General features: G+C 69.5%; 26 protein-coding genes. 12 read left to right on the top strand and 14 right to left on the bottom strand.

Annotated elements, in window-relative coordinates:
* Positions 1–11 precede the first annotated feature (11 nt).
* On the bottom strand, positions 12–866 hold the full coding sequence (locus N1028_RS01660) for an SDR family oxidoreductase (protein WP_259525020.1): 855 nt from the start codon (positions 864–866) through the stop codon (positions 12–14).
* Positions 867–1,093: 227 nt separating this feature from the next.
* On the opposite strand from N1028_RS01660, the gene N1028_RS01665 reads away from it, so the two are divergent.
* Genes N1028_RS01665 through N1028_RS01675 form a run of 3 tightly spaced genes read left to right on the top strand, consistent with a single transcriptional unit; the run spans position 1,094 to position 2,894 of the window.
* Positions 1,094–1,456 carry a PadR family transcriptional regulator gene (locus N1028_RS01665; protein ID WP_259525021.1) on the top strand — a complete coding sequence of 121 codons (363 nt, stop codon included), beginning with the start codon at positions 1,094–1,096 and terminating at the stop codon, positions 1,454–1,456.
* Positions 1,453–2,490: a hypothetical protein gene (locus N1028_RS01670; protein ID WP_259525022.1), complete on the top strand. Its 1,038-nt coding sequence runs from the start codon at positions 1,453–1,455 to the stop codon at positions 2,488–2,490. Before N1028_RS01665 ends, N1028_RS01670 begins: the two co-directional genes overlap by 4 nt.
* A complete protein-coding gene (locus tag N1028_RS01675) occupies positions 2,487–2,894 on the top strand; it encodes a putative quinol monooxygenase (RefSeq protein WP_310795555.1) in 408 nt (135 codons plus the stop codon). Before N1028_RS01670 ends, N1028_RS01675 begins: the two co-directional genes overlap by 4 nt.
* A gap of 28 nt (positions 2,895–2,922) precedes the next feature.
* On the opposite strand, the gene N1028_RS01680 is transcribed toward N1028_RS01675, so the two are convergent.
* Genes N1028_RS01680 through N1028_RS01695 form a run of 4 tightly spaced genes read right to left on the bottom strand, consistent with a single transcriptional unit; the run spans position 2,923 to position 7,433 of the window.
* Positions 2,923–4,170, bottom strand: a complete 1,248-nt coding sequence (locus tag N1028_RS01680; RefSeq protein ID WP_259525024.1) for a family 1 glycosylhydrolase — start codon at positions 4,168–4,170, stop codon at positions 2,923–2,925.
* 14 nt (positions 4,171–4,184) lie between these two features.
* The gene (locus N1028_RS01685; protein ID WP_259525025.1) at positions 4,185–5,096 is read right to left on the bottom strand and encodes a carbohydrate ABC transporter permease; all 912 of its coding nucleotides are present in this window, start codon (positions 5,094–5,096) and stop codon (positions 4,185–4,187) included.
* Positions 5,096–6,037 (bottom strand): carbohydrate ABC transporter permease, encoded by a 942-nt coding sequence (locus tag N1028_RS01690; RefSeq protein ID WP_259525026.1) that lies wholly within the window; start codon positions 6,035–6,037, stop codon positions 5,096–5,098. The genes N1028_RS01685 and N1028_RS01690 overlap by 1 nt, the downstream gene beginning before the upstream one ends.
* 52 nt (positions 6,038–6,089) lie before the next feature.
* Positions 6,090–7,433, bottom strand: coding sequence for an ABC transporter substrate-binding protein (locus N1028_RS01695; protein ID WP_259525027.1), 1,344 nt, complete (start codon positions 7,431–7,433; stop codon positions 6,090–6,092).
* Between the two features lie 135 nt (positions 7,434–7,568).
* On the opposite strand from N1028_RS01695, the gene N1028_RS01700 reads away from it, so the two are divergent.
* Together N1028_RS01700 and N1028_RS01705 are read left to right on the top strand one after the other, a co-directional pair.
* Positions 7,569–8,573 (top strand): LacI family DNA-binding transcriptional regulator, encoded by a 1,005-nt coding sequence (locus N1028_RS01700; protein WP_259525028.1) that lies wholly within the window; start codon positions 7,569–7,571, stop codon positions 8,571–8,573.
* A complete protein-coding gene (locus N1028_RS01705; protein ID WP_259525029.1) occupies positions 8,570–10,390 on the top strand; it encodes a glycoside hydrolase family 2 TIM barrel-domain containing protein in 1,821 nt (606 codons plus the stop codon). The genes N1028_RS01700 and N1028_RS01705 overlap by 4 nt, the downstream gene beginning before the upstream one ends.
* A 20-nt stretch (positions 10,391–10,410) precedes the next feature.
* On the opposite strand, the gene N1028_RS01710 is transcribed toward N1028_RS01705, so the two are convergent.
* Positions 10,411–10,980, bottom strand: a complete 570-nt coding sequence (locus N1028_RS01710; RefSeq protein WP_259525030.1) for a dihydrofolate reductase family protein — start codon at positions 10,978–10,980, stop codon at positions 10,411–10,413.
* 32 nt (positions 10,981–11,012) lie between these two features.
* Positions 11,013–12,239: an MFS transporter gene (locus N1028_RS01715; protein ID WP_259525031.1), complete on the bottom strand. Its 1,227-nt coding sequence runs from the start codon at positions 12,237–12,239 to the stop codon at positions 11,013–11,015.
* Between the two features lie 39 nt (positions 12,240–12,278).
* Between N1028_RS01715 and N1028_RS01720 the strand changes: the two genes are divergently transcribed.
* Positions 12,279–13,067, top strand: a complete 789-nt coding sequence (locus N1028_RS01720) for a GntR family transcriptional regulator (protein WP_259525032.1) — start codon at positions 12,279–12,281, stop codon at positions 13,065–13,067.
* 33 nt (positions 13,068–13,100) lie between these two features.
* On the opposite strand, the gene N1028_RS01725 is transcribed toward N1028_RS01720, so the two are convergent.
* Entirely contained in the window at positions 13,101–13,871 is a 771-nt protein-coding gene (locus N1028_RS01725; RefSeq protein ID WP_259525033.1) for an alpha/beta hydrolase, read from the bottom strand.
* Between the two features lie 29 nt (positions 13,872–13,900).
* Here N1028_RS01725 and N1028_RS01730 point away from each other — a divergent pair, with 29 nt between their 5' ends.
* Entirely contained in the window at positions 13,901–14,284 is a 384-nt protein-coding gene (locus N1028_RS01730; protein WP_259525034.1) for a cupin domain-containing protein, read from the top strand.
* A 290-nt stretch (positions 14,285–14,574) separates the two neighbouring features.
* Here the strand turns inward: N1028_RS01730 and N1028_RS01735 are convergent, their stop codons facing one another.
* Together N1028_RS01735 and N1028_RS01740 are read right to left on the bottom strand one after the other, a co-directional pair.
* Positions 14,575–15,342 (bottom strand): SDR family NAD(P)-dependent oxidoreductase, encoded by a 768-nt coding sequence (locus tag N1028_RS01735; RefSeq protein ID WP_259525035.1) that lies wholly within the window; start codon positions 15,340–15,342, stop codon positions 14,575–14,577.
* The gene (locus N1028_RS01740; protein ID WP_259525036.1) at positions 15,339–15,764 is read right to left on the bottom strand and encodes a nitroreductase/quinone reductase family protein; all 426 of its coding nucleotides are present in this window, start codon (positions 15,762–15,764) and stop codon (positions 15,339–15,341) included. Before N1028_RS01740 ends, N1028_RS01735 begins: the two co-directional genes overlap by 4 nt.
* A 78-nt stretch (positions 15,765–15,842) precedes the next feature.
* Here N1028_RS01740 and N1028_RS01745 point away from each other — a divergent pair, with 78 nt between their 5' ends.
* Both N1028_RS01745 and N1028_RS01750 read left to right on the top strand, forming a co-directional pair.
* A complete protein-coding gene (locus tag N1028_RS01745) occupies positions 15,843–16,385 on the top strand; it encodes a TetR/AcrR family transcriptional regulator (protein ID WP_259525037.1) in 543 nt (180 codons plus the stop codon).
* A gap of 79 nt (positions 16,386–16,464) precedes the next feature.
* Positions 16,465–18,732, top strand: a complete 2,268-nt coding sequence (locus N1028_RS01750) for a putative bifunctional diguanylate cyclase/phosphodiesterase (protein WP_259525038.1) — start codon at positions 16,465–16,467, stop codon at positions 18,730–18,732.
* Positions 18,733–18,749: 17 nt separating this feature from the next.
* Here the strand turns inward: N1028_RS01750 and N1028_RS01755 are convergent, their stop codons facing one another.
* Positions 18,750–19,391 (bottom strand): LysE family transporter, encoded by a 642-nt coding sequence (locus tag N1028_RS01755; protein ID WP_259525039.1) that lies wholly within the window; start codon positions 19,389–19,391, stop codon positions 18,750–18,752.
* Between the two features lie 69 nt (positions 19,392–19,460).
* On the opposite strand from N1028_RS01755, the gene N1028_RS01760 reads away from it, so the two are divergent.
* The gene (locus tag N1028_RS01760; RefSeq protein ID WP_259525040.1) at positions 19,461–19,880 is read left to right on the top strand and encodes an Lrp/AsnC family transcriptional regulator; all 420 of its coding nucleotides are present in this window, start codon (positions 19,461–19,463) and stop codon (positions 19,878–19,880) included.
* A 96-nt stretch (positions 19,881–19,976) separates the two neighbouring features.
* Here the strand turns inward: N1028_RS01760 and N1028_RS01765 are convergent, their stop codons facing one another.
* Together N1028_RS01765 and N1028_RS01770 are read right to left on the bottom strand one after the other, a co-directional pair.
* The gene (locus N1028_RS01765) at positions 19,977–20,684 is read right to left on the bottom strand and encodes a hypothetical protein (RefSeq protein WP_259525041.1); all 708 of its coding nucleotides are present in this window, start codon (positions 20,682–20,684) and stop codon (positions 19,977–19,979) included.
* Entirely contained in the window at positions 20,684–21,439 is a 756-nt protein-coding gene (locus N1028_RS01770; RefSeq protein WP_259525042.1) for an RNA polymerase sigma factor, read from the bottom strand. Before N1028_RS01770 ends, N1028_RS01765 begins: the two co-directional genes overlap by 1 nt.
* On the opposite strand from N1028_RS01770, the gene N1028_RS01775 reads away from it, so the two are divergent.
* Together N1028_RS01775 and N1028_RS01780 are read left to right on the top strand one after the other, a co-directional pair.
* Positions 21,417–21,692 (top strand): hypothetical protein, encoded by a 276-nt coding sequence (locus N1028_RS01775; RefSeq protein ID WP_259525043.1) that lies wholly within the window; start codon positions 21,417–21,419, stop codon positions 21,690–21,692. The two genes, N1028_RS01770 and N1028_RS01775, sit on opposite strands and share 23 nt — an antisense overlap.
* Positions 21,693–21,803: 111 nt before the next feature.
* Positions 21,804–22,328: a hypothetical protein gene (locus tag N1028_RS01780; RefSeq protein ID WP_259525044.1), complete on the top strand. Its 525-nt coding sequence runs from the start codon at positions 21,804–21,806 to the stop codon at positions 22,326–22,328.
* A gap of 139 nt (positions 22,329–22,467) precedes the next feature.
* On the opposite strand, the gene N1028_RS01785 is transcribed toward N1028_RS01780, so the two are convergent.
* Positions 22,468–23,565, bottom strand: a complete 1,098-nt coding sequence (locus N1028_RS01785) for a hypothetical protein (RefSeq protein WP_259525046.1) — start codon at positions 23,563–23,565, stop codon at positions 22,468–22,470.
* Between the last annotated feature and the right edge of the window lie 29 nt (positions 23,566–23,594).

A 23,594-nucleotide genomic window follows, 5' to 3' on the forward strand; every position in this document is an offset into this window, starting at 1 on the left:
CCCCACGTCTCTCAGCGCACGTAGTCGGTGCTGCGCGCGAGTTCACGGCCCGCGAGGATGTCGGCCTTCAGCGAGTCGGCCTTGCCTTCCGCCAGGCCGGAGGAGTCCGAACCGAGCTGCTGGTGCAGCGGACCGCTCTCCCGCTGAGCGATGGTGACGAACGCGGCAGCGGCCCTGGCCGGGTCTCCGGGCTGAGTGCCGGGCATCTCCTTGTGCGCGGCGATCATCTCGGCGATCTCCGGATACGCGTTCGAGCGGTCATCCGTCAGCACGAGGGAGTCCGCCGTGAGGAACGCCGTGTCGAAGTAGCCGGGCTCGACGACGGTGACGCCGACGCCGAATCCTGCGACCTCGGCGGCGAGCGCCTCGGAGAGACCCTCCACGGCGAACTTCGCCGCGCTGTAGAGGCCCCAGCCCGGGAACGCGAGCAGGCCCACGATCGAGGACACGTTCATGATGTGCCCGCTGCCGGCCGCGCGCAGCTGCGGCAGAACGGCGCGGATGACGTTCCAGGTGCCGATCACCTGCACCTCGAACATCGCGCGGATGTCCTCGGTGCTGGTGTGCTCGACGGCGCCGAGGATGCCGTAGCCGGCGTTGTTCACCACGACGTCGATGCGCCCGAACGTCTCGGTCGCCTCGGCGATCGCGGCACTCACCTGCGTCTCGTCGTTCAGCTCAACCTCCAGCGCGAGGAGGTTGACGGTCTCCACATCGTTGAGCGCGGCGAGGAGGCGCTCGGAAGAACGCGTGGTGGCTGCGACATGATTGCCTCGACCGAGCAGGTGCTTCACGAGCGCGAGGCCGAGGCCGCGCGAAGCACCGGTCACGAACCAGACGGCGGGGCGGTCAGTGGGGTAGGTCATCAGGGGTTCCTTTCCTCAGGGGTGCCTCCAGCCTCCCCTGGCGCCGGGCGCGCACTCCCGCCACACCTGGCCCGCTCGTGCCTAGGTCTGCCAGTCCTACCCGCCTACCCCCGTGCTCTGATCCCGCCGCGGCGCCCGCCGGCGGACGCGTGTTGACTCGGCGAACCTTCCAGTGCGCACTACTCCGCATCCCGTGGTACCGTGTGTATCGACACAGTGGAGGTTCAGTGGATACGACGCAATTGCTCAAGGGTGTGCTCGACGTGGCCGTGCTGGCCGTCGTGCAGCACGACGATGGGTACGGGTACGACATCGTCCGGCGCCTGCGCGATGCGGGGCTGGGCGACGTCGGTGACGCGTCGGTCTACGGGACGCTGCGGCGGCTCTATGCGGCGGGCGCGCTGTCGAGCTACGTGGTGCCGTCTGACGGAGGCCCGCACCGCAAGTACTACGCCATCAACGCCGAGGGTCGCGACATGCTGGCCCGCCAGCGCACCATCTGGTCCGACTTCGCCGGGGCCATGTCGGCCCTGCTGGCCGAAACCCCACCGAAGAAGACCGCGCTGCGCACGATCGGAGAGAACAAGTGAGCGAATCAACGGCCACCCTCGACAGCACGATCGCGGAATTCGCCGCCGCCGTCAGGCGCCACCTCGACGACCTCCCTCTGGAAGAGGTCGACGACCTCACCGGCGGGCTCGAGGCCGACCTCTCCGAACAGGCCTCCGACGAGCAGGGCGACCTGCACCTCGACGACCCGGCGTCCTATGCGGCCGAGCTTCGCGCATCCGCTGGTCTGCCGCCCCGCACCAGCTCGAACCTGCCGCTGCGGCGGCGTGTGCGGCAGCGGCTCGACGCTCTTGAGGCGGCTACTCGGAGAATCACCCAATCGTCCCGTGTCGGGTCGTGGCTGGTCGACTTCGCCCTCGCCGTGCGGCCCGTGTGGTGGGTGCTGCGCGGGTGGGTCGTCTATCAGCTGCTCACGGTCGTCGTGCTGGGGCGGAGTGCGCTGGTGCCGTCAGAGCTCGTCATGTGGGTGATGCTGTTCGCCGCGGTCGTGGTGAGCGTGCAGTGGGGGCGCGGGCGGTGGGCGCCCGGGTCGTTCCTACGGGTTCTGCGGGTGGTGGTCTCCGTGGTCGCGATCGTGGCCACCCCGTTCGTGACCGTGTGGGCGCTGAACGAGGCCAGAGCGAACGACGGGTCGTCTTCCGCTGTCATGTACACCGACCCGACAGGGCTGCAGCTCGACGGCCAGCGCGTCACGAACATCTTCGGTTACGACGCCGACGGCAACCCCGTCACCGACCTCCAGCTGTTCGACCAGAACGGTGACCCGCTGGTGACGGTCGGCGCTCCGCTCGTCGGGGACGACTACAACTACAGCGACGACGGCGTCACCGTCACCGTGCCCTTCGCGGACAGCCCTCGCGGGAACATCTGGAACGTCTACCCGCTGCGGGAGGCACCCCTCGACGACCTGGGCAACGTGGATGCTCGCGACGCACTGCCGGCGACACCGCCGTTCCGCACCACCAACGCCGTGCCCGAGTCGACCGTCCCCACCCCGACACCCACCCCCACCCCGTCGCCCGAGCCGAGCACGGCGCCGGATGCGGCCCCATGACCACCCCTCGACTGATCTCCCTCGACGTCACCTACCTGGTCACCGAAGCGCTCCTGCTTCCCGATCCCGAGCGACCTCGACCATCTCGGGGGCGAGCGGATGACGAACCCGGCACGCCCGCGGTCGAGATCCGGCTCACCGGGGAGCTCGTGTGCCGGAACGCCGCAGAGGCAGCGATCGTCGCCGCCCACCTGCCCGAGCACATCGGGCTCACCCGAGCCGAGCACGGCTGCCTCTCGTTCGAGGTCGCCGCGACGGACGACCCCCTCGTGTGGACCGTCGAGGAGCACTTCGCGACCGAAGACGCCTTCGCCGCCCATCAGGCGCGGGTGGCCGCGAGCGAGTGGGGCCGGAGCACCGCCGGCATCGAGCGGCAGTACGAGATCAGGCGCCACCCGCGTTGATCACCGATGACGAGGCCGTCACGGCAGGTCACCGAGCGGTCGACCGCTCCCCCGCCCCGCGCGCGTCGAGCGCAGCCCGCGTGAACACGTCGAACGCCTCGTTGCGCACCCGCTCGAGACCGAGGTCGGCGCCGCGCACCAGTTCGACGATGCCGAACTCCAGCATCCAGTCGTCGGGCTTCAGCTGGTCGAAGCGGTAGAGCCAGTCGACCATCGAGAAGAATGGGAACCAGGTGAAGCCGATGATCGGATGCCCCTCGGCGCGCATCGCCGCGAGCACCTCTCCCGACTCGCGCATCCACTCGATCTTCTCGGCGGGGGTGCCCACCAGGGAGGTCTCGGTGACGGCGATGGGCAGGCCGTAACGATCGGCGTAGAGCTCGATCAGGGTGCGCAGACCGCCCCCGTCGTTGCGCACCGGGACGAGCCGGCCGTCGACGAACTCGCCCGTGGTGAAGTGGGGATAGTAATTCACCCCGATCACGTCGGGGGTGACCGCGTTCTCGCGGAACCACTGCAACTCCGCCTCCGTGACCCCGTGCGAGGTCAGCCACGGGTGCAGCGGAGCGTCGGCGTCGAAGCGGCCCGTGATCAGGTCGAGGGCGATGAAGCGGCGCTCCTCGAGCAGCTCGCGGGAGAGCAGCGGCGACTCGCCTTCTCCCCGATACAGGAAGCCGGCGTCGACGTGCACGAAGGTGGCGTCCGGATGCACGGCGGCGATCTCCCGCTGAGTGAGCACCATGCCGCGGGCCAGCTGCATCGTGACCTTGATGAAGCCGTCGTGGCCCGAGAGATAGGGCGGCCACTTGGCGTTCTCACCGCACCACTCGGCGTTGACCACCGGCTCGTTCAGCGGCGTGAAGTCGGTGAAGACGTCGCGATAGCGCTCGGCGACCGCGCGGCCGTACGAGGCGACCCGCTCGGGATAGCGGGCGTTGATGAACGAGTTGTCGAGCCACAGCGGAGTGCCGTAGTGCATGAGGTCGACGATGCAGCGCAGTCCCAGCTCACGCATCCGCTCGGCGACCTGGTCGAGCCACGACCAGTCGAACTCCCCCGGCCGTGGTTCGACGAGGTACCACGGGATGCCCCAGCGCACGAACTCGGCGCCGCTCTCGGCGACGAGGTCGAGGTCGTCGCGCCAGCGGGCGTAGTGCTGGGTGAGTTCGTACTCGTCGAGCTTGCGGTGGCCCACGGCCTCCTGCGGAATGAAGGTGTCCTCGATGCCGACGCCGTAGTGGAGGCGGTCTTCGAGGTACCAGGGGGTGTCGCTCACGCGGCATCCTTTCGTCATTTGAGGCCCGTGGTGGCGATACCGGCCACGAAACTGCGCTGGATGAGGAGGAAGAAGAGGATGACCGGGAGCATCGCGAGGAGCGACCCGGCCATCAGCAGCCCGTACTCCACGACGTGCTGCCCCATGAACAGGGCGAGTCCGGCCGGCAGGGTGGAGGTCTCCACCGACGACGACATCACGAGCGGCCAGAGCAGATCGTTCCAGTTGTACTGGAAGTGGAAGAGCCCGAGGGTCAGCAGGGCCGGGCGCGACAGCGGCATGATGATGCCCCAGTAGATACGCCATTCGGATGCTCCGTCGACCCGCGCCGCCTCCTCCAGGTCCTTCGGCAGCGAGAGGAAGAACTGCGTGAGGAAGAAGATGCCGAAGGCGTTCGTCATCCTCGGGATGATCAGGCCCGGGAGGGTGTTCGTGAGCCCCAGCCCGTTCAGCATGTCGTAGAGCGGGATGAGCGTCACCTGGAACGGCAGCATCAGCAGCAGCAGGATGAGCACCATCACCACGGCCCGGCCCTTGAACGGCAGGCGGGCCAGAGCGTAGGCGGCCATCGAGTCGAACAGCAGCGAGATGATCGTCACGCTGCCGGCGAAGACGATGGTGTTCACGTAGAGACGGGCGAACGGGATGCGATCCCACACCTCCACGAAGTGCTCGAGGGTGAGTTCGCGCGGCCAGAGAGTGGGCGGCGCACTGACGATGTCGCTCTCGGGCTTGAAGGCGGTGAACACCATCCAGATGATCGGCAGCAGCATGAGCAGGCCGATGGCGATGGAGGTGATGGCGAGCAGCCACGTGGCGGCCCGGCGGGTGTTCACCGGGCGACGACGGCGAGCGGATGCGGTGCTCGCCTCACCGGGCCCGGTGGGCTTTCCGGCACCGGTCGGCCTCGTTGCCGTGATCGCCATCAGTAGGTCACCTGCTTACGTCGGAGATAGCCGAACTGCACCATCGAGAGGATGAACACGAAGAGCACGAGCACGAAGGAGATCGCCGACGCGTAGCCGAAGCGCAGCTCCTGGAAGCCCTCGCGGTAGACCAGCATCACGAGTGTCTCGGTGCGGAAGAACGGCCCGCCCCTCGTCATCACGTAGATCTGGTCGAAGGCCTGCAGGGTCGCGATCAGCGCCAGCACCGACACGAGCAGGGTCTGGTTCGAGAGCAGGGGCAACGTCACGTTGCGGAACCGCTGCCACACCCCGGCGCCGTCGAGCCGCGCCGCCTCGTACATGTCGACGGGGATCGACTGCAGGCCTGCCAGGTAGATCACCATGTAGAAGCCGACGTTCTTCCAGACGCCCACGATCATCACCGCGGCCATCGCATAGCGCGGGTCGCTCAGCCAGCCCTGCTCGGGGACGATCCCGACGAGGCTCAGCCAGTGCGAGATCAGACCGATGTTCGGGTCGAGCAGGAAGGCCCAGGCGATCGCGATGATGCCGAGGGAGACGATGAACGGCAGGAAGATCGCGGTGCGGGCGAACGCCCGGCCGTGGAACGCCTGGTTCAGCATCAGCGCGAAGGCGAGTGCCAGCACGACGGTCACCGGGGTGACCACCACGGCGTAGAGCACCGTGTTGCCGAAGGCGTTCCAGAATGCACTGTCGGAGAGCAGTTCGGTGTAGTTGTCGATGCCGACCCACTCGGCCGCCCTGATCAGGTTGTAGTCGGTGAAGGACAGGTACAGCGCCTGCACCATCGGGTAGACCGTGAACGCGATCAGGATGAGCAGGGTCGGCGTGAGGAAGAGCCACGCGGTGAGGGAGCGGCGGCCGCTGACCCGCAGCGCGGGCCGGCGGCGCTTGGGCGGCGGGAGCTTGACCGCGGGGCGTTCTGCGGTGGTCGTCATGGTGTGCCTTTCGCGGAGGACGGGCGCGGGAAGCACCCGCCCTCCGGGTGGATCACTTGTCGAGTTCGGCCTGCACCTGGGCGGAGGCGTCGGTGAAGATGTCCTCGACCGAGCCCTCTCCGTTCAGTGCCTTCTGAACCGAGGGATTGAAGATGGTCTCCATGATCGGGCCGCCGCTGGCGACACCGGGCAGGAGGGTCTTCGAGACATCCGTGACCTCGGCGGCACCGAAGATCGCGGGGTAGGGGCTCGCGGTCACCTTGTCGGCCACGTCGGCGCGGTTCGGCGGGAAGCCGGATCCATCGGACCAGGTGGTCTGGGCCTCGACCGAGTTCCAGTACGCGAAGAACTCGTAGGCCGCCTCCTTCTGCGCGTCGCTCGTTCCGGCGGGCAGACCCATCGACACGACGTCGGCGAGCACCGCCTCGTCCGTCGGGCCCGCAGGCGGCTTGGCGAGACCGTAATTGAGACCGGCTTCGTCGAAACCGGTCGTCATCCACGGTCCGACGATCTCGATGGCGGCCTTCTGCGTCTGGAACAGCTTGTCCGCATCCGCACCCGACATGCCGATCTGGGTGGCCTTTTGGTCGCGGATGAGCGACACCCAGAAGTCGAGCGCCTCGATCGACTCGGGGTCTCCCAGCGTCGACTTCGTGCCGTCGTCGTTGGCGATGCTGCCGCCCGTGCCCCACAGCAGGGAGGCGAAGACGGGAACCGTCTCGTGGTCGCCGAGCGCCATCGCGAACTGCTCGGGCTGGCCGTCGCCGTTCTCGTCGACGGTGAGCTTGGGCACCATCGACGCGAGCTCGTCCCACGTGGTGGGCGGCTTCTCGGGGTCGAGGCCGGCGGCGGTGAAGAGATCCTTGTTGTAGTACATCATCATCGGGGTGAAGTTCACCGGCACCCCGTAGTTGACGCCGTCGAACACCGAGGCATCGACCGCGGCGGTGGCGAGGGCTTCGGTGTCGTTGCCGGCATCCGAGTAGTAGTCGTCGAGCGGTTCGAACAGGCCCTGGCTCGCGAACTGCGGCATGCGCGACGCCGACATCGCGATGATGTCGGGGCCGTCGTTGCCGGCGACCGATGTGAGCACCTTCTGGTACAGGGTGTCCCACGGCATGATGTTGGCCTTGACCTCGACGTCGTCCTGCGAGGCGTTGAAGTCTTCGATGACCTTCTCGAGCGCCGGTCCGTCAGGGCCGGTGAACCCGTTCCAGAAGTCGAGGGTGACCTTGCCCGAGGCGTCGGGCTGGTCGTCGCTGCCGCCGCCCGAGCCCTGGCCGGTGCAGCCGGCGAGCGCGAGGCCGGTGACCGCCAGGGCGGCCACCACGGTGAGCGGGCGGATCGTGTGACGGGAACGCCGTTCGCGTGAACCGCGTCGCTGCTGTGTCTTCATCGACTTTCTCCTTCGTGAGTCGTTCAACGTTGAACGAGAGGACAAATACCGTTATACATGACTGGTAATCGTTGAACAAGGCGTTACCGTGAAGGTGACCATCCCGGTCCCGGCGATGCGGAAAGGAGGTCGGCAATGGCGCGGCCCACATTGAAGGACGTCGCCGATCGCGTCGGCGTCTCGGCCAAGACGGTGTCGAACGTGGTGAACGGAACCGGCTGGGTGACCGACGAGCTGCGCGAGCGCGTGCAGGTGGCGCTGCTGGAGGTCGGTTACCGACCGAACGCCGCCGCCCGGCAGCTGCGCAGCGGGCGGAGCGGCATGATCGCCCTCGCCGTGCCCGAGCTCAGCCAGCCGTACTTCGCCGAACTCGCCGCCTCCCTGGTGCGCGAGGCCCAAGGACGCATGATCACCGTGCTGGTGAATCAGACCGACGGCCTCGCCGATGTCGAGCGCAAGATCAGCGAAGGCATCGGGGCGACGGCGGTCGACGGCATCATCCTCAGCCCACTCGCACTGAGTGCCGGTGACCTCGAGGGCCGCCGCGACAGCACTCCGCTCGTGCTGCTGGGCGAGCACATCGGCACCAGCACCTTTCCGCACGTCACCGTCGACAACACGGCTGCGGCGAAGGCGGCGACACAGCACCTGCTGTCGATCGGCTGCCGGCGCATCGCCGCGATCGGGGCCCAGGAGCACGGCCCGAACGAAACGGCGCTGCTGCGGCTCGCCGGCTATCGCGCCGCGTTGGAGGAGGCCGGCATCCCGGTCGACGAGTCGTTGATCCTGCCCGTCGACGGCTTCCACCGTGCCGACGGCGCCCGCGCCGCCCGCACGATCCTGAGCGCCGGACTCGAGCCCGACGGCATCTTCGCCTTCAACGACCTCCTCGCCCTCGGAGCGATGCACACTCTCTCCACGGCGAACGTCAGGGTGCCCGACGACGTCGCGGTGATCGGCTTCGACGACATCGAGGAGGGTCAGTACAGCACGCCGACTCTCAGTTCCGTGTCGCCGCACACCGCCGAGCTCGTCGCGACGGCCATCGATCTCCTGCTCGCACAACCCCCCGCACCGGGAATGCACACCGTCGGGTTCACGATCGCCCATCGCGCCAGCACGAAAGGACCCGCGCAATGACCACGACCCAGACCCCGGACGCGACGACGCAGGACGGCACCTACCCGAGGCCGCAGCTGATGCGCCCCCGCTGGCACGACCTCTCGGGCACCTGGGACTTCGCCTGGGACGACGCCGAGGAGTACGAGCACGACGACGTGCCGTTCACGCGTCGCATCGAGGTGCCATTCCCGCCGGAATCGCCCGCATCGGGCATCCATGAGACCGGGTTCCACTCGCGAGCGTGGTACCGGCGCACGTTCGGCGCGGCCGAGCTGCAGGCGGCGGGGTCGCCGACGGGCGCGGACTCGGATCCCGGGAGGGTGCTGCTGCACTTCGGTGCGGTCGACCACGCGGCCAGCGTCTGGGTGAACGGGCACCTCGTGGCCACGCACACCGGTGGGCAGACCCCGTTCTCGGCCGACATCTCCCACGTCGTGCGCGCCGGGGGCGGGGAGTTCACGATCGTGGTGCGCGCGGTCGATCTGCCGAGCGATGTCTCGACCCTGCGCGGAAAACAGGACTGGCGCGAGGAACCCCACACCATCTGGTACCACCGCACGACCGGCATCTGGCAGCCGGTCTGGCTCGAGTGGGTTCCCCCCGTCTCCGTCGAATCGATCATCTGGAGGTCCGACCTGACGACGTCGACGGTGGAGGCCGACATCGAGCTGGCCGGGCTCGTCGCAGGCGCCGACTCGGTGGACGTCACGCTCACCCACGGCGGCGAGACGATCGCCGCCACCACGGTGCGGACGATGGGTGAACGCGCGGTCTCCGTGCGCCTGGTCATCCCCCGTCAGCTCAACGGCCAGCAGTACGAGGAACTGCTCTGGAGCCCCTCATCTCCGACACTGATCGGAGCACGGATCTCCGTGCAGTCGCACGATCCCGCGGCTCCGCCGACGGACGCCGTGTCGAGCTACCTCGGGCTCCGCAGCGTCGCGACGTGCGAGGAGGGGCTGCTGCTCAACGATCGGCCGATCTACCTGCGGTCGGTGCTGGCGCAGAACTACTGGCCCGAATCGCATCTCGCCGCCACGGCGGCGACGCTGCGCCGCGAAGTCGAACTGATCCTCGAACTGGGGTTCAACACGGCGCGCATCCATCAGAAGGTCGAGGATCCGCGCTTCCTCTACTGGGCCGATCGGCTCGGCTTGATGCTGTGGGGCGAGACGGCCAGCGCCTACGCCTTCGATCCGAAGGCGATCGGCGCGCTCGTGGCCGAGTGGACCGCCGTGCTCGAACGGGACCGTTCGCATCCGTCGATCATCGCCTGGGTGCCGCTGAACGAGAGCTGGGGCGTTCAGCACATCTCGCACGACCCCCGCCAGCGCGCCTTCAGTCGCGCGATCGCCGATCTGACCCGGGCCCTCGACGGCACGCGGCCGGTCATCTCCAACGACGGCTGGGAGCACACGGACTCCGACATCATGACGATCCACGACTACGACGCCGACCCTGCCGCACTCGCCGAACGCTACGGTAACGCGGAGGGCCTGCAGCGGATGATCCGCGGGTTCGGGCCGGCGGGCCGGCGGATGTCCGCGGAAGGCGGAGAGGCGCGGACGCCCCGGCCGGTCATGCTCACCGAATTCGGCGGGGTGAGCCTCGAGACGGGCGACTCGAGCGACTGGGGCTACTCCACGGCGCCCGATGCGGAGTCGTTCGAGAAGCAGGTGAGCGCCATCCTCCTCACCGTCGGCTCGGCGAAGCCCCTCTCCGGGTTCTGCTACACCCAGCTCACCGACACCGGGCAGGAGACGAACGGCCTGCTCTACGCGGACCGCTCACCGAAGTTCCCGGTCGACAGGATCCGCGCGGCGGTGCGCGGGTAGCCCAGAGAGCCGCGCTGTTCTCACGTGACGACGGGGCGGTACAGCGACGCGACCGCCCCCGACCGGAACTCCTGGCGATCGACGAGCTCGAGCTGCACCCGCTCGCGCAGGCCTGCGAACAGGGTCGGCCCGTGCCCGGCGATCACCGGATGCACGACGAACGCGTACTCGTCGATCAACCCGAGATCGGCCAGCGCCAGCGGCAGCGTCACGCCTCCGACCGAGATGGCCTCCCCCGGCTCCTCCTTCAGCTGCCGCACCGCCTGCTCCAGATCGCCCCGCAGGAGCTCGGCGTTCCAGTCGACCTCGCCGGGCTGCAGCGTGCTCGACACGACGTGCTTCTTCGTGCTGTCGATGCTCTCGGCGAACGGCACGTCCCACTCGTCCATCCAGCCCGGCCACACCCCGGAGGCCGGCCGCCGCCAGGCCGACTCCATCATCTCGTAGGTCACGCGGCCGTACAGGAGAGCGTCTGCCCGGTCGATCTCGGCGGTCCAAAAGCGCATCGAGTCCTCGTCGGGGGCGAGTCCCGCCTCGTGATGCACGCAGCCGTCGAGAGTCAGGTTGATCCCGTAGCGCAATATGCTCATCCGTTGCTCTCTCTCGTCGCATGCCGAGCGTTTCACCGGTTCGCAGCCAGGCTACTGGCGGTGCGCCTTTCATGGTCGCGCAAGGCGATCAGGGCCAGGAGCGCCGTGAGCGCCGACGCGCCGAGCACGACCCACGTCACCGCGGCCGTGCCGGCGGAACCCACCACCGCACCCGCCGCGAGCGTGCCCGCGCCGACTCCGAGGGTCATGGCGCTGACGACCCAGCCGTTGGCCTCGGTGAGCGCGGCAGCGGGGCTGAGTTGGGAGATCCGCTCGAAGACCTGGCCCAGGGTGGGCGGGAGCATCAACCCCGAGACACCCGCTGCGATGACGTACGCCCACGTCGGCGACGCCGTCGCTGCGAGCGGGAGGTACCCGAGGGCCAGGAGGAGACCGCACGCGGTGAGGAGACGGGCCGGGGTGGAGCCGAGGGGGCGGATGCCGACGACGGTGGCACCGATGAGAGCTCCGAGCGCGTTGACCGCGAGGATCCAACCGGCGAGGCCGTCGGCGGAGCGGGCCGCCTCGGAGGCGGTCGCGACGATGGTCAGTGCGCCGACGGGCACTCCGATGCCGAACGTGAAGACGGCGACACGCGCGATCGCCGGAACGAGGATCGGCGAGCGGACGCCGGACCGCGTCGCGACGCTGCGACGCTCGACCGAGGCAGCGCGCGGTGCGGGGTTGAGGACGAAGGCGAGCGCGCCGATCAGCCCGAGCCCTCCCGCGAACAAGAGGTTGCCGATCGGGCCGAAGACCGCGATGCCCGCGACGGTCAGCAGCGGGCCGAGGATGAAGATGATCTCCTGGGCGCCGGCATCCAGGCTGAAGGCCGCCTTCAGCTGCGGGCCAGGGGCCACGAGTCGCGGCCACAGCGCCCGGAGTGCCGGCTCGAGCGGCGGTGTGAACACTCCGGCTGCTGCGGCGAGCGCCACCGCCGGGCCCGGCAGCGGTTCGAGGGTCAACGCCATTCCCGTGAAGGCGAGAAAGCTCAGGATGCCGCTGACCGCCAGGACGGCGATCTGACCGAGGCGGTCGATGAGCCGGCCGAGCAGGGGCTGCCCCACCGCTCCGGCGACCACGTAGACCGCGGTGATGAGGCCGGCGAAGCCGAAGTCGCCGCTCGTGGAGCGCACGAGCTGCACGAGCGCGAGGGCGGCCATCGCCCCGGGCAGTCGCCCGAGCAGCGAGGTGAACAGCAGATACCCGGTGTGCCTCGTGCGGAGGACTTCGACCACCGGGTAAGACGCGCCTGTCATACAAGCCAGTCTGACACATGCATATGTTTTGATGGAGCCGTGTCCGTTCTGCAGGGGTCCATCACCACACGGCCCGGAGTCCCGCTCCGGGTGGAGGTCTACGACCGGATCGCCGGCGCCATCCGCTCGGGTGCGCTGCCGCCCGAGTCGCTCCTGCCGAGCGAGAGCGAGCTGGGCGACGCCATGGAGGTCAGTCGCACCGTCGTGCGAGAGGCACTGCTCCTGCTCGAGGAGGACGGACTGCTGCGGTCGCGGCGGGGAATCGGTCGCGTCGTCTCCGGCGACCTTCCCGCTGTGGGGTTCGAGCGATTGCGGCCTCTGGAGGAGATCCTCGGCCTCCGCTTCCCCGACCTCTCGGTTCGCCGCACCGAGGTGACGCTGCAGCAGGAGTCGGCCTCGTTCATCGCCGAAGGGCTCGGGATCACGCCGCGGTCGTCGACCTGGTTCATCGAGTCGGTGCTGGCGGCGTCCGGCGAGCCCATCGCTCTGGTGCAGGAGCATCTGCCGGGCGGCCGGGATCTGCAGACGTTCGGAACCCCCGTGCAGCGCCTGGTCGAGAACCCCGATCCCGATCGAACCATTCTCGGCAGCCTCGCGGCGGAACTCGGCCCGGCCTTCGGCGGCGGAGGGTCGGAGGTCACCGTGGGCACCCCCGGAGTCGTCCGCGCGAAGCTGCTTCGGATCCGGCCGTCGTCGCCCGTGCTGATCGTGACGCAGACGATCCACCTGGGCTCGCGGCCGCTCTACCTGTCGAAGGTCATCCTCCGCCCGGAGGCCGGGCCCCTCGAGATCGGCCACTCGGGCGGCCGGAGTCGCCTCTCCCCATGAACTCGCCTCGGACGCGATGACGTCAGCAGAGGCCTAGAGCACGCGGTCGAAGAACTCCGCCGTGACGGTGCCGAAGTTCGTGGTCGGGTCGGTCGGTTCGGGCGTGGGCCTGTCCGCCCAGGAGTGCGTTGCGTCCGGGATCTCGTGCAGCTCGACAGCGGTGCCCGCGGCGGTCAGGGCATCTCGGAGCGCCAGCGCCTGAGTGAAGTCGACGATCTCGTCGGCCGTGCCGTGTGCGAGCAGGGTGGGTGGCGCATCCGGGGTCACCCACGTGATCGGGCTCACGTCGGCCAGCGTCGCCGCGGTCGGGGAAGGGCCCGTCAGCCACGTCACCTCGTGGGAGTCGTCGACGTCGGTGTCGCGCAGGTCGGTCGGGCAGGCCGCGAGCGACGCCGCTTTGACCACGACCGGCTCGCGGAGGGCCAGGTGAGCCGCGAGGTGCGCCCCGGCCGAGAAGCCCCAGACCGCGATCCGCGACGGGTCTCCCCCGAAGTCGGCGATGTGATCCTGCACCCAGGTCAGGGCGTCGAGGGCGTCGTCGTACTGCGCCGGCCACGTCGCGGCGCCGCTCAGGCGGTAGGTGACCGAGACGGTCACGTAGCCTCGGGTTGCCAGCAAAGGGTTCAGCCACGGGTGCATCCCCGCGCCCCGGTCGCCCTCGTGCCAGCCGCCGCCGTGGAAGAAGATCGCCACGGGGAGCGGGTCGGTCCCGGATCCACAGTGCGGGACCAGGACGTCCAGCTCGAGGGCGGGGTTCCTTGGGCTGTACGGCAGGGCGGGGTGGAACATCATCGGTGTGGCCATACACAGACGGTAGCCGCCAGGATGAGTGCATGAACGCTCTCTCCAGCATCGATGTCGCCGCCGAGCTCCGCCAGGTCGAGGCCCATTGGACGCCGCGCGTCGTCGGGCGCGTGAACGACCAGTACGTGAAGGTCGCGAAGCTGCTCGGCGAGCTGGTCTGGCACGCCCACGCCGCGGAGGACGAGATGTTCCTCGTGGTCTCGGGCCGGCTTCGCATCCAGCTCCCCGACGATCAGGAGGTCGTGCTCACCCCTGGGCAGTTCTACGTCGTCCCCCGCGGCGTGCAGCACAATCCCGTCGCCGAGGAGGAGGTGGAGATCGTGCTCATCGAGACCGTCACCACCGCCCACACGGGCGACGTGGTGGTGGAGGGCACGGTGCCGGTCGACCAACAGGTCGGCGACTTCCGCTGACCAGCGCCGGGGGCAGTCGCTGCGGAAGAAGCGCTGGTGCGCCGCAGCGACTGCACCGTCGTGACCTACGACCCCCGCGGGCTCGCCGAACGGCTCGGCCGGCAGGCGACGGTCTTCCCCAGCCACCACGGCGGCTTCATGGGCGGCGAGTTCGGCTACGCCGGCCAGCCCGAGGCGTTCTCCGCCAAGCTCCGCGAGGTGCTCGACCAGCACTGGGGCCACGGCTCGCGGCGACCTCTGGCTGGATCGAGCGGCTGCTCGGGGACATCTCCGTTGCCTGCGCGACCCGCTCAGAGCAGCGTGCCGCCCGAGACCTCGAGGCGCTCGGCCGTCACCCAACGGAGGTCGTCCGACGCCAGCGCCGCGATCGCATCCGCGATCTCGTCAGGCTGCCCGACCCTGCCCAGCGCGGTCTGTGCGGCCAGCGTGCTGCGGAGTTCAGGGTCGTCGCGCATCGCGCCGCCGTTGAAGTCGGTGGCCGTGGGGCCGGGTGCGATGCTGTTGACGCGGATGCCGCGTGGCCCGAGCTCCACCGCGAGGCTCCGGGTGAGAGCCTCCACGGCTGCCTTCGACGCCGCGTAGAGCGAGGTGCCCGGGCTGAGGTGACGGGTGAGCGACGTGGACACGTTGATGATCCGGCCGCCTTCTTCGAGGTGGGGTGCCAATGCCTGGATGAGGAAGAAGGTGCCGCGCAGGTTCGTCCCGACGACGGCCTCGAAGTCGTCCACGGTGGCATCCGCGAGCAGGCCGAACACCCCGATCCCCGCGTTGTTCACCAGCACGTCGAGGCCGGAACGCCCCCACCGCTCGCCGATTCCGCGTCGCAGCGAAGCAGCGAACCCGGCGAACGACGAGACATCCGCCAGATCGAGCCTCGCGGCGAGCGCATCACCACCGGCGGCACGGATCTCCGCCACGGCACGGGCAGCCTCGGCGACATCCCCCCGATAGGTCAGCACCACGGCGAAACCGCGCTCGGCGAGGGAGCGGGCGGTCGCCAGGCCCAGACCGCGGTTGGCCCCGGTGACCACGGCGATGCGCGGCGCATCCACGCTCATGCGGCGTCTGCTTCCGGGAACTCCACGCCGATGAGGGGACTGCCCTGCATCCACTCCTCGAGGGGCTCGACGGGTTGCCGGATGCCGGCCGGGTTCCACGGCTGGTTGAGGTCGGCGATGATCGACGTGAACACGGCCTCCCGCTCTGCGCGGTCGAGCACCGGGGTTCCCACGGCCCGCAGGTCGGCCCGCACGCCGTGCTTGAGGTGGAACACGAAATCCGGATTCGCCACGAGGTTCGCGTACCAGCTGCGCTTGGCCGGCGACGTCGAGAGGTAGATGCGGCCGTCGACCCGGTAGAACCAGACCTCGATGCGCCGGGGCCTGCCCGTCTGCGCACCGGTGGTGGTGATGTCGATCGTGCGCTCCGCGGCACGGGACGCCGGAGTGATGGCCAGAGCCCGTTCGATGCTGGAATCCATTGTGCTCCTAAGTAAGTATCTATTTACTTATAGGCTAAGGGCGAGGCGGAGAACGTGTCAACCGACGAGCGGAGAACCATGGGGCAGCGAGATGCCGAGGCGACGCGGGCCCGGATCCTCGCGGCCGCCGTGATCGAGTTCGCCGCACACGGTCACTCCGGCGGCCGGATCGACCGCATCGCGAGGGAGGCCGAGAGCAACGTCCGCATGATCTACGCCTACTTCGGCAACAAGAGCGGACTCTTCGATGCGGCGCTCTCCGACGCCATCCGGCGGATGGCCGAGGAGGTGCCACCGCGACCGACCGAGCTCCCGGCCTGGGTCGGCGAGCTGTTCGACTTCCACCAGCGGCGGCCCGAGGTGCTGCGCATCTGCCTCTGGGCCCAGCTCGAACGGCCAGAAGCCGCCTCCGAGCCGCTCGAGACCTACCTCGCGAAAGTCGAGTCACTGCAGGAGCAAGCGTCTCCCGCCATCAGCGCCGTCGACCTCCTCGTCATCATCTACGCCGTGGCCCAGGCCTGGCAGCTCGCACCGGTCGGCCTTCTGTCGGCCGACGGGCGCGCCTCTCACGAGACGAGGCGGGCCGCCGCGGTCGAAGTGGTCACGCGCATCCTGATCTGACGACCGGCCCGGGGCGGGCAGACGCGACCACCACGATCCAATACTCTGAACCCGGGGGCACACCGTGGTTGGAGATTCCGTGAGGCGATCGGCCACTGCTCGGAGCGCGTTCGTCGCGCTCCCTGTGCCTGTGCGCATCCTGGCGCTCGTGGCGGTCGCGGGCCAGCTCGCCTACGTCGCCACCCTGCTGCTCTCCTTCGGGAGCGCCGAACTGGTCGTCGACGCGTGGGCCTCCATGACCGCCGAATGGACGGCCGTGCTCACGTGCTGGGCCGCCGTCGTGCTGATGGCCTCGAAGCAGATCATCCCCGTCATCGCCTCCGCAGCGGTGACCGCCACCGTGCTCGCCGACACGGTGTTCCTGGCCGCGACCGGCACCGACGGGATCACCCCCTTCCCCTCCCCCGCCGACCTGCTCTACCTCGCCTTCTACGTGCTGCTCCTCCTCGCGGTCGTCCTCGCGGGCCGAGACCTCCTCACGGGCCGGGGCGCCGTCGTCATCTTCGACGTCGTCGTGGGTTCGCTCGGCTCGGCATCCGTTCTCGCCCTCGTGCTGACCCCCGTGCTCGACAGCACGGTCGTCAGCTCGGACCCCGTCGCCAGCCTGCTGTCGCTCTCCTACCCGGTGCTCGACGTGCTGCTGATCGCCGTACTCGTCGGACTCCGCGCCTCCGACCGCTCCGGTGCCCCCTGGCTCCTCCTCGTGCTGGGACTCGCTCTCTTCGCCGGCGCCGACATCGTCTACGCCTTGGATGTCCCCGACTCCGGCTACGTGGTGGGCACGCTGCTCGATGCAGCGTGGAGCATCGGGGTTCTGCTGATCGTGCTCTGGATCTGCCAGTGGAGCGTGACCCGCGAACGCGCGGCCTCCCCCACACTCCCGTCGCGGGTGGGGACCGCCGTCGCCGTGCTCGCCATCGTGTGCGCGCTGGCCGTGCTCGTGATCGCGCCCGCCCTGTCCGGCTCCGTCGTGGCGGTGGTCCTGGCGGTGGCGACCGTCATCTGCACCATCATCCCCGTCGCCATCCGTCGCCGGCAGCTGCGGGCCCAACTCGACATCGATCCTCTGACCGGCCTCGGCAACCGCGGCCTCGTCGAGCACCGCGCCGACACGGCGCTGCCGACGCTCACGACCGCGACCGTCATGCTCCTCGATCTCGAGGACATCGGGGAGATCTCGGAAGCACTCGGACACGGCGCGACGGATCACGTGCTCGGCCGCGTGGCATCCGCTCTTCGCGAGACCGCGCCGCCGGATGCGACGATCAGCCGTCTCAGCGGGAGTGAGTTCGTCGTGTTCGCGCCGGGCCTGCCGGGTGAGCAACGGGATTCCCTGCGAGCCGGCCTGCAAGCCGGCATCTCACGGCCGATCCGGATCGCCGACCTCGATCTCGTGGTGAGGTCGACCGCCGGGCTCGCGGTGTTCCCCCACGACGGTGACACCTTCGCCGACCTGATGAAGCACGCGGAGTCCCTCGTGCGCCGCGCCCGCCGGACGGGTCGGGTGAGTCGGGACGGAGAGGGTGACCAGCCCTCCGACGCGCTCGACCGGCTCAGGAGCCTGCACGAACTGAGGTCGACGATCGGCCGGGAGCAGGTGGTGCTGTGGTACCAGCCGCAGATCCGCATCTCCACCGGCGCCGTCGAGGGCGTGGAGGCGCTCGCCCGCTGGGAGCATCCGACCCGCGGGCTGCTCGGCCCCGACCAGTTCATCCCGCTGCTGGAGGACGCCGGGCTCCTGACCGGATGGACGCACGACATCCTCGTCGAGGCGCTCGACCAGGCGGCGGAGTGGGAGCGCCAGGGCCTGCCCCTGCGGGTCGCCGTGAACGTCTCCGGCGACTTCCTCACGGAGCCGGGGTCGATCGACCACGTGCTCCCCCTTCTGCACGAGCGGGGGCTGCACCCTTCGCTTCTCACCCTCGAGATCACCGAGCAGCACGTCATCGACGACCCCGACCGCGTGGCCGCCGCCCTCGCGCCCCTCCGGGCAGCCGGAGTGCGTGTCTCCCTCGACGACTTCGGCACGGGGTTCAACTCCCTCACCTCGCTGCACGGCCTCGACGTGGACGAACTCAAGCTCGACCGCAGCTTCGTCTCGGCGCTCACCACCGATGCGCGTGCGCGGGCGCTCGTGCGGTCGATCGTGGGGCTGGCCCGCGACCTCGGCATCGAGACGGTCGCCGAGGGCGTGCAGAGCCAGGAGGAGCTCACCATCCTCGCGGGGATCGGCTGCACCTCGGCTCAGGGCTACCTGATCTCGAGACCGGTTCCGGCGGATGCCATCCTTCCGTTCTCGAGCCTGCAGGTGCGGCTCTCGGGGCAGCCGGACGACCTGCCGGAATGACGCGGGCGGCAGGCCTTCTACGGCGCCGGCCCGAGCAGGATGCGAACGACGAGGATGACGCCGAGCAGCACGACAACCCCGTGCCCGATGACGGTCGCCCCGCGCGCGATCGCCGGTCCGGCCTTCCGCCCGAGGCCCGCACCGAGCGCGACCAGCAGGGCCTGCCATCCGAACGACGCGACACCCACACCCGCCACGAACGCCGCAGCCGTCGATGGTGACTGTGTGAAGCGGTCGAGGCCGGTGAGGATCGCGGTGAAGTACAGCAGGGTCGCCGGGTTGAGTGCCGTGAGCGCCAGGAAGAGAGGGAAGCGCCTGAGTGCCGGTTGCGCAGGCCCCTCTGGGCGGCCGGTCTCAGGCGGCTTCGGTCGGCGGGCGGCGAGGAGCCCGCGCACTCCGAGAGCGATCACGGCTGAACCGCCCATGAGCTGAGGCCACGGCGTCCAGCTGTCGACGAACCGTCCGGCGACGGAGCCGGCGACAACAGCGGCCACGCAATAGAGCACGTCCACAGTCGCGACGGCTGCGGCGCCGGGAAGGCCGCGACGGAGCCCACGAGAGGCCCCTTCCTGAAGGAGGAGGATCCCGATCGCACCGAGGGGAGCAGCCAGGGCGAGGCCGGCGACGGACCCGGAGACGAAGGAGACGAGAGCATCCATAGGTCGACTCTGGAGCCGAGCCCTCGCGGCGACGGAGTTTTCTCTCAGTCGACTGAGATGATTGGCCGCATGGATGGCACAGACAGAGAGATCATCGACATTCTTCGGGTGGATGGGCGGTCATCCTTCAGTGCGATCGGGCGTCGGATCGGACTGAGCACGAATGCGACGGCGGCTCGGGTGCGTCGCCTCGAGCGCGACGGTGTGATCATCGGGTACCGCGCGGTCCTCGCATCCGACACCGCGGATCCGGCCGGTGGCCTCGAGGCGTTCGTCGACGTGCGGCTCGGTGAGGGGCGCGACTCGGAGGCGTTCCTGGCCTGGGCGCTCCGGATCCCCGAGATCCGGGATGCCGTCCACGTCACGGGAGCCTACGACTACCTCGTGCACCTCCGGGTGAGCGGCACCCCCGCCCTCGACCGCCTCCTTCGCACCCTCAAGACCGACGGCGGTGCGACCCTCACCCAGACCCGCCTCGCCCTCCGCTGAGCCCGGGCCGCAGTGCAATGGTCGCATCATCCGGCCTGGGTTCGTCGTCGGACTCCCGCAGGAAGCAACCGTCCTCGAGCCTGAGGGTGCCGGCGATCAGGGCGTCGGATCCGGGACGTTCGCGGGATCGAGCAGTCCCTCCGCTGGGTCGCCGACCAGGTCGCCGCACCCGTCGGTCGGCCAGCGAGGGGCCACGGTCGATCCATCGGAGAGGACGATCCACAGGTTGGGCTGCGACCGCCAGACCGAGGTGCAGTCCCCTGCCCGAGGCTGGGTGTTCGGCCCCGTCAGTGCCGACACGAGGGCCGCGAGGTCACCCCGGTACTCCTGCTGCGCGAACCGGACGAACCCCTCGTCGACATCCCAGATCTCGAAGCACAACACTGCCCCGACAGGTGGCCGTTCAGCATGTGCCACCAAGGGCTCCCGATCGACGACGGGCTCAGTCGGCGTGCTGGAGAACGGCACCTGGTCCCGGTCCACGACCTCGCCCGCCCGCACTGCCAGGATCCCTCTCTCCCAGGGGCCGCCCGGGTCGCGACCCGATGCGCAGTCGATCTGCACACCGGAGGCAAGAGGGCTCGACTCCATCGTGGGAACGGGCGGATCCGACGCCGCGAGCATCGTGTCACTCAAGGGCAGGGCCGAGGCGACGACGGCGACGACCCCCACGGTGACTGCGGCGACCAGGAGCGTGCTGGCTACGATCCCGCCCCTCCGCCGCCGAGGCTGCGCTGCAGGTTGTTGGGCGTTCTTGAGGAGCAGTTCGCGGATGGCATCCCTCCGCTGCGGATCGATCGACATCAGGGAACCTCTCGAGACACGGACGAAGACTGCAGGGCGACCTGGGTGGAGAGTCGCTTCCTGGCCCGGGCGAGCCGGGTCTTGACGGTCGCGGCCGGAATCGAAAGCCGCGCGGCGGCCTCGGGCACCGTGTTCCCCTCGACCACGCACAGGGTCAGCACCTCTCGATCCCGTGCGGAGAGCCTCTCCATCGCCGTCCTCACCCGCGCGGCCACCACGTCCTGGTCCAGGGCAGCCGCAACGGCGTCAGCATGATCAGGGTGCGGCGCCGGCGGTGGGAGCTGCTCGAGGAGGGCACGGTGGCGCCGCCTCGATCGGGCGAGGTTGCGCGTGGTGTTGGTCGTGGTGATGAGCAGCCAGCCGATGATCGACGAGCCCGACCGGATGGAGGAGCGTCGCTTCCAGCACTCCAGGAACACGATCGCCGTGACGTCCTCCGCGTCACTCACCGACTGCGTCTCGCGAAGGGCCCGGCCGTAGACGCGCGGATGGTGCAGATCGAAGAGCTGCGCGAACGCGCGACCGTCGCCGGCCCGTGCCTGCTCCCAGAGCGCGAGCTCGTCGATCTCCGTGGTCATACCTAAGAATGTCCGCTCGCGGGCGACCGGGTTCAACGTGCTTCCCCGAGCGCGGGCCAGTGTCCGGATTGCGCGGATGCGGCCGCTGGGGGTTGCGGCCGAGCGGGAATCGACGTTGTTTAACGACAACTGTTGATCGTTTTCGGGAGGTGTCGTGGTCCAGCGTGCGGCGCTCATGGTCTCCGCGGTCGTGGCGGCCACGCTCATCGTCGTCGGCTGCGTCACACTGCTGCTGCCCCGTGGTGCTGAAGACGTCCTGAGCTGGATCGGCTACGAGCCGCTTCCCTCGGGCGTCGCGATCGGAGGCCCCGTGACGATCGCGAGCATCGTCGTCGTCGGTGTCGGGCTCCTGCTGCTGGCCTTCGCGGCCGGCGTCGCGTTCGCTCGCGCGCACCCGGCGCGGTGGACCGACAGACCCAGGAAGCGCTGATCCCCCGCACGTCACCCCCGGGTGAATCGGAGGTGATTGTGCGGGGAACGGTGGCGGTGGCTCCGTAGGTTGGGTTGCGACGCCGCACGGATCTGGAGCCCGATGGACAGCATGCAGCGCCTCGCAACCTACCTGCAGGCCGACCTTCACGAACACGCCGCCGTGACCCTCGACGCCGGACCGAACGGCACGGGTACCGTCACGATCGAACCGCACGAGCCCGCGGCCATGACGCTCACGGTGACGGGTGGACGCGACGAGATCCTCGGCATCGAGTTCGCCGGAGTCGCGGCCGTCGACTGCCTGGGCAACCGCCGCACCCTGCAGGGCCGCACGATGCAGCCCGTCGACGAGCTGTCGTTGCTGATCAGCGCCGTCGCGACCGGAGGGGCGGAGCTCTTCGCGTCGCCGGTGCGGGGGCGGTTGCTCTGCCTCGGAGGACCGACGACGGCGAGGAGCAACCGCGTCAGGCGGATGAAGCTGGTGGGCGGCTGGGCACCGATCGCGCCGGAGCTCAGCCCGATGTCGACCATCCTCAGAGCCATCGACCCCGCCACCGTGCCCGCCACGACGCTCATCCTCCCCGCCTACCGGCTGCCCCTGCCGCGGCAGAGCCGGCTCGACCTCGCCGGCTGACGACTTTCGGCTGCCGGCTCTCCGGCCGCTCCGCGTCCCGCGGCGGCCGTGAGCGACCCGGTCTTCCGCGAACGCCTCCTCGCCTCGCTGGCGGACGCCACCGGGGTTGACCTGCCCGACCGCTGACCAGCAGCGGAACTCATCTGTCGTCGATGATCGACATGAAGCCCGCGAAGGCGAAGATGCCCGGGACCGCGTAGAGCAGGATCAGGGAGAGGATCCAGCCCACACGACCCAGGATCGGCCAGAGGCCACGGCTGCGGTAGGCGTGGGTGAGGCGTCGGCCGTCGGGGCCGATGATCCGGGCCGGGCGGGCATATCGGTGAGGAACACGGTCGTCTCGGTAGGCGGCGGCGCGCTTCGCGAGGCGGAGGGCGACGCCGGTGAGCAGGATCTCGATCCGCTGCCACGCGGCCGGATCCGAGTAGTCCGCCGCCGCGGGGGTCGAGAAGATCACGCGACCGTCGACGATCTCGACGTCGAAGGCGGAGGCGTCGTCGATGAGCGCGGCCATCACATCCGGAGTCAGCGCGTAGAGGGCATCCGTCTCGTACCCCCCTGGAGCGTACGCCTCGAAATGACGGTCGAAGTCGCCCTCGAGCGAGAGCCGCTGCTGCCGGTCGACACTCGTGGGAAGACCACCGGGCGAGCGTCCGTTCGCCAGGGAGTCGAGATAGAGGTGCGGCAGCGCCGACGGGAGGGTGACCGCGAGATACCCGCGCGTCTCCGGCTTGCCGTGCAGCCCCGTGCGGATCACGAGGTTTCCGAATTCGACCCGATCGTCGCCCTGCGCCACGAACCGCGGATAGGCCGACGCCCGGCCCGCCGGCTGCGCGATCAGGGTCGGCAGCGGCGAGCCCGCGCGCGGCCGCGGCTCGAATCCGTTCGCGAGCGCGGTGAGAGTCTGGCGCCATTCGGCGAGCCGGGCCCGCGGCGACGGCGGACGCTTCGCCCAGCGCTGCAGCAGCAGGGCCCCACCGATCCACACCGCGAGCACGAGCACGGCGATGGCCAGGTCGCGGTAGTCGTCCGGCCCGGTGTCGTTGTCGCCGTACCCGTCGACACGGATGCCGTTGGCCATGAACACGATGAAGCAGTACCAGAGCATGAGGCTCCAGGTGACGTGCACGAGCATCTGTCGCCGGGTGGGAACCCAGGCCGGGCGGGCGCTCCGCCGCTGCGTCGCCATGGCCGCTGCCACCTCGGTGGGAGGGGCGGTGAGCCAGTGCGAATCCACCGTCCCACCGTACCGAGATCAGGCCCTGA

It is taken from the genome of Herbiconiux oxytropis (assembly GCF_024979315.1).
Taxonomy (GTDB): domain Bacteria; phylum Actinomycetota; class Actinomycetes; order Actinomycetales; family Microbacteriaceae; genus Herbiconiux; species Herbiconiux oxytropis.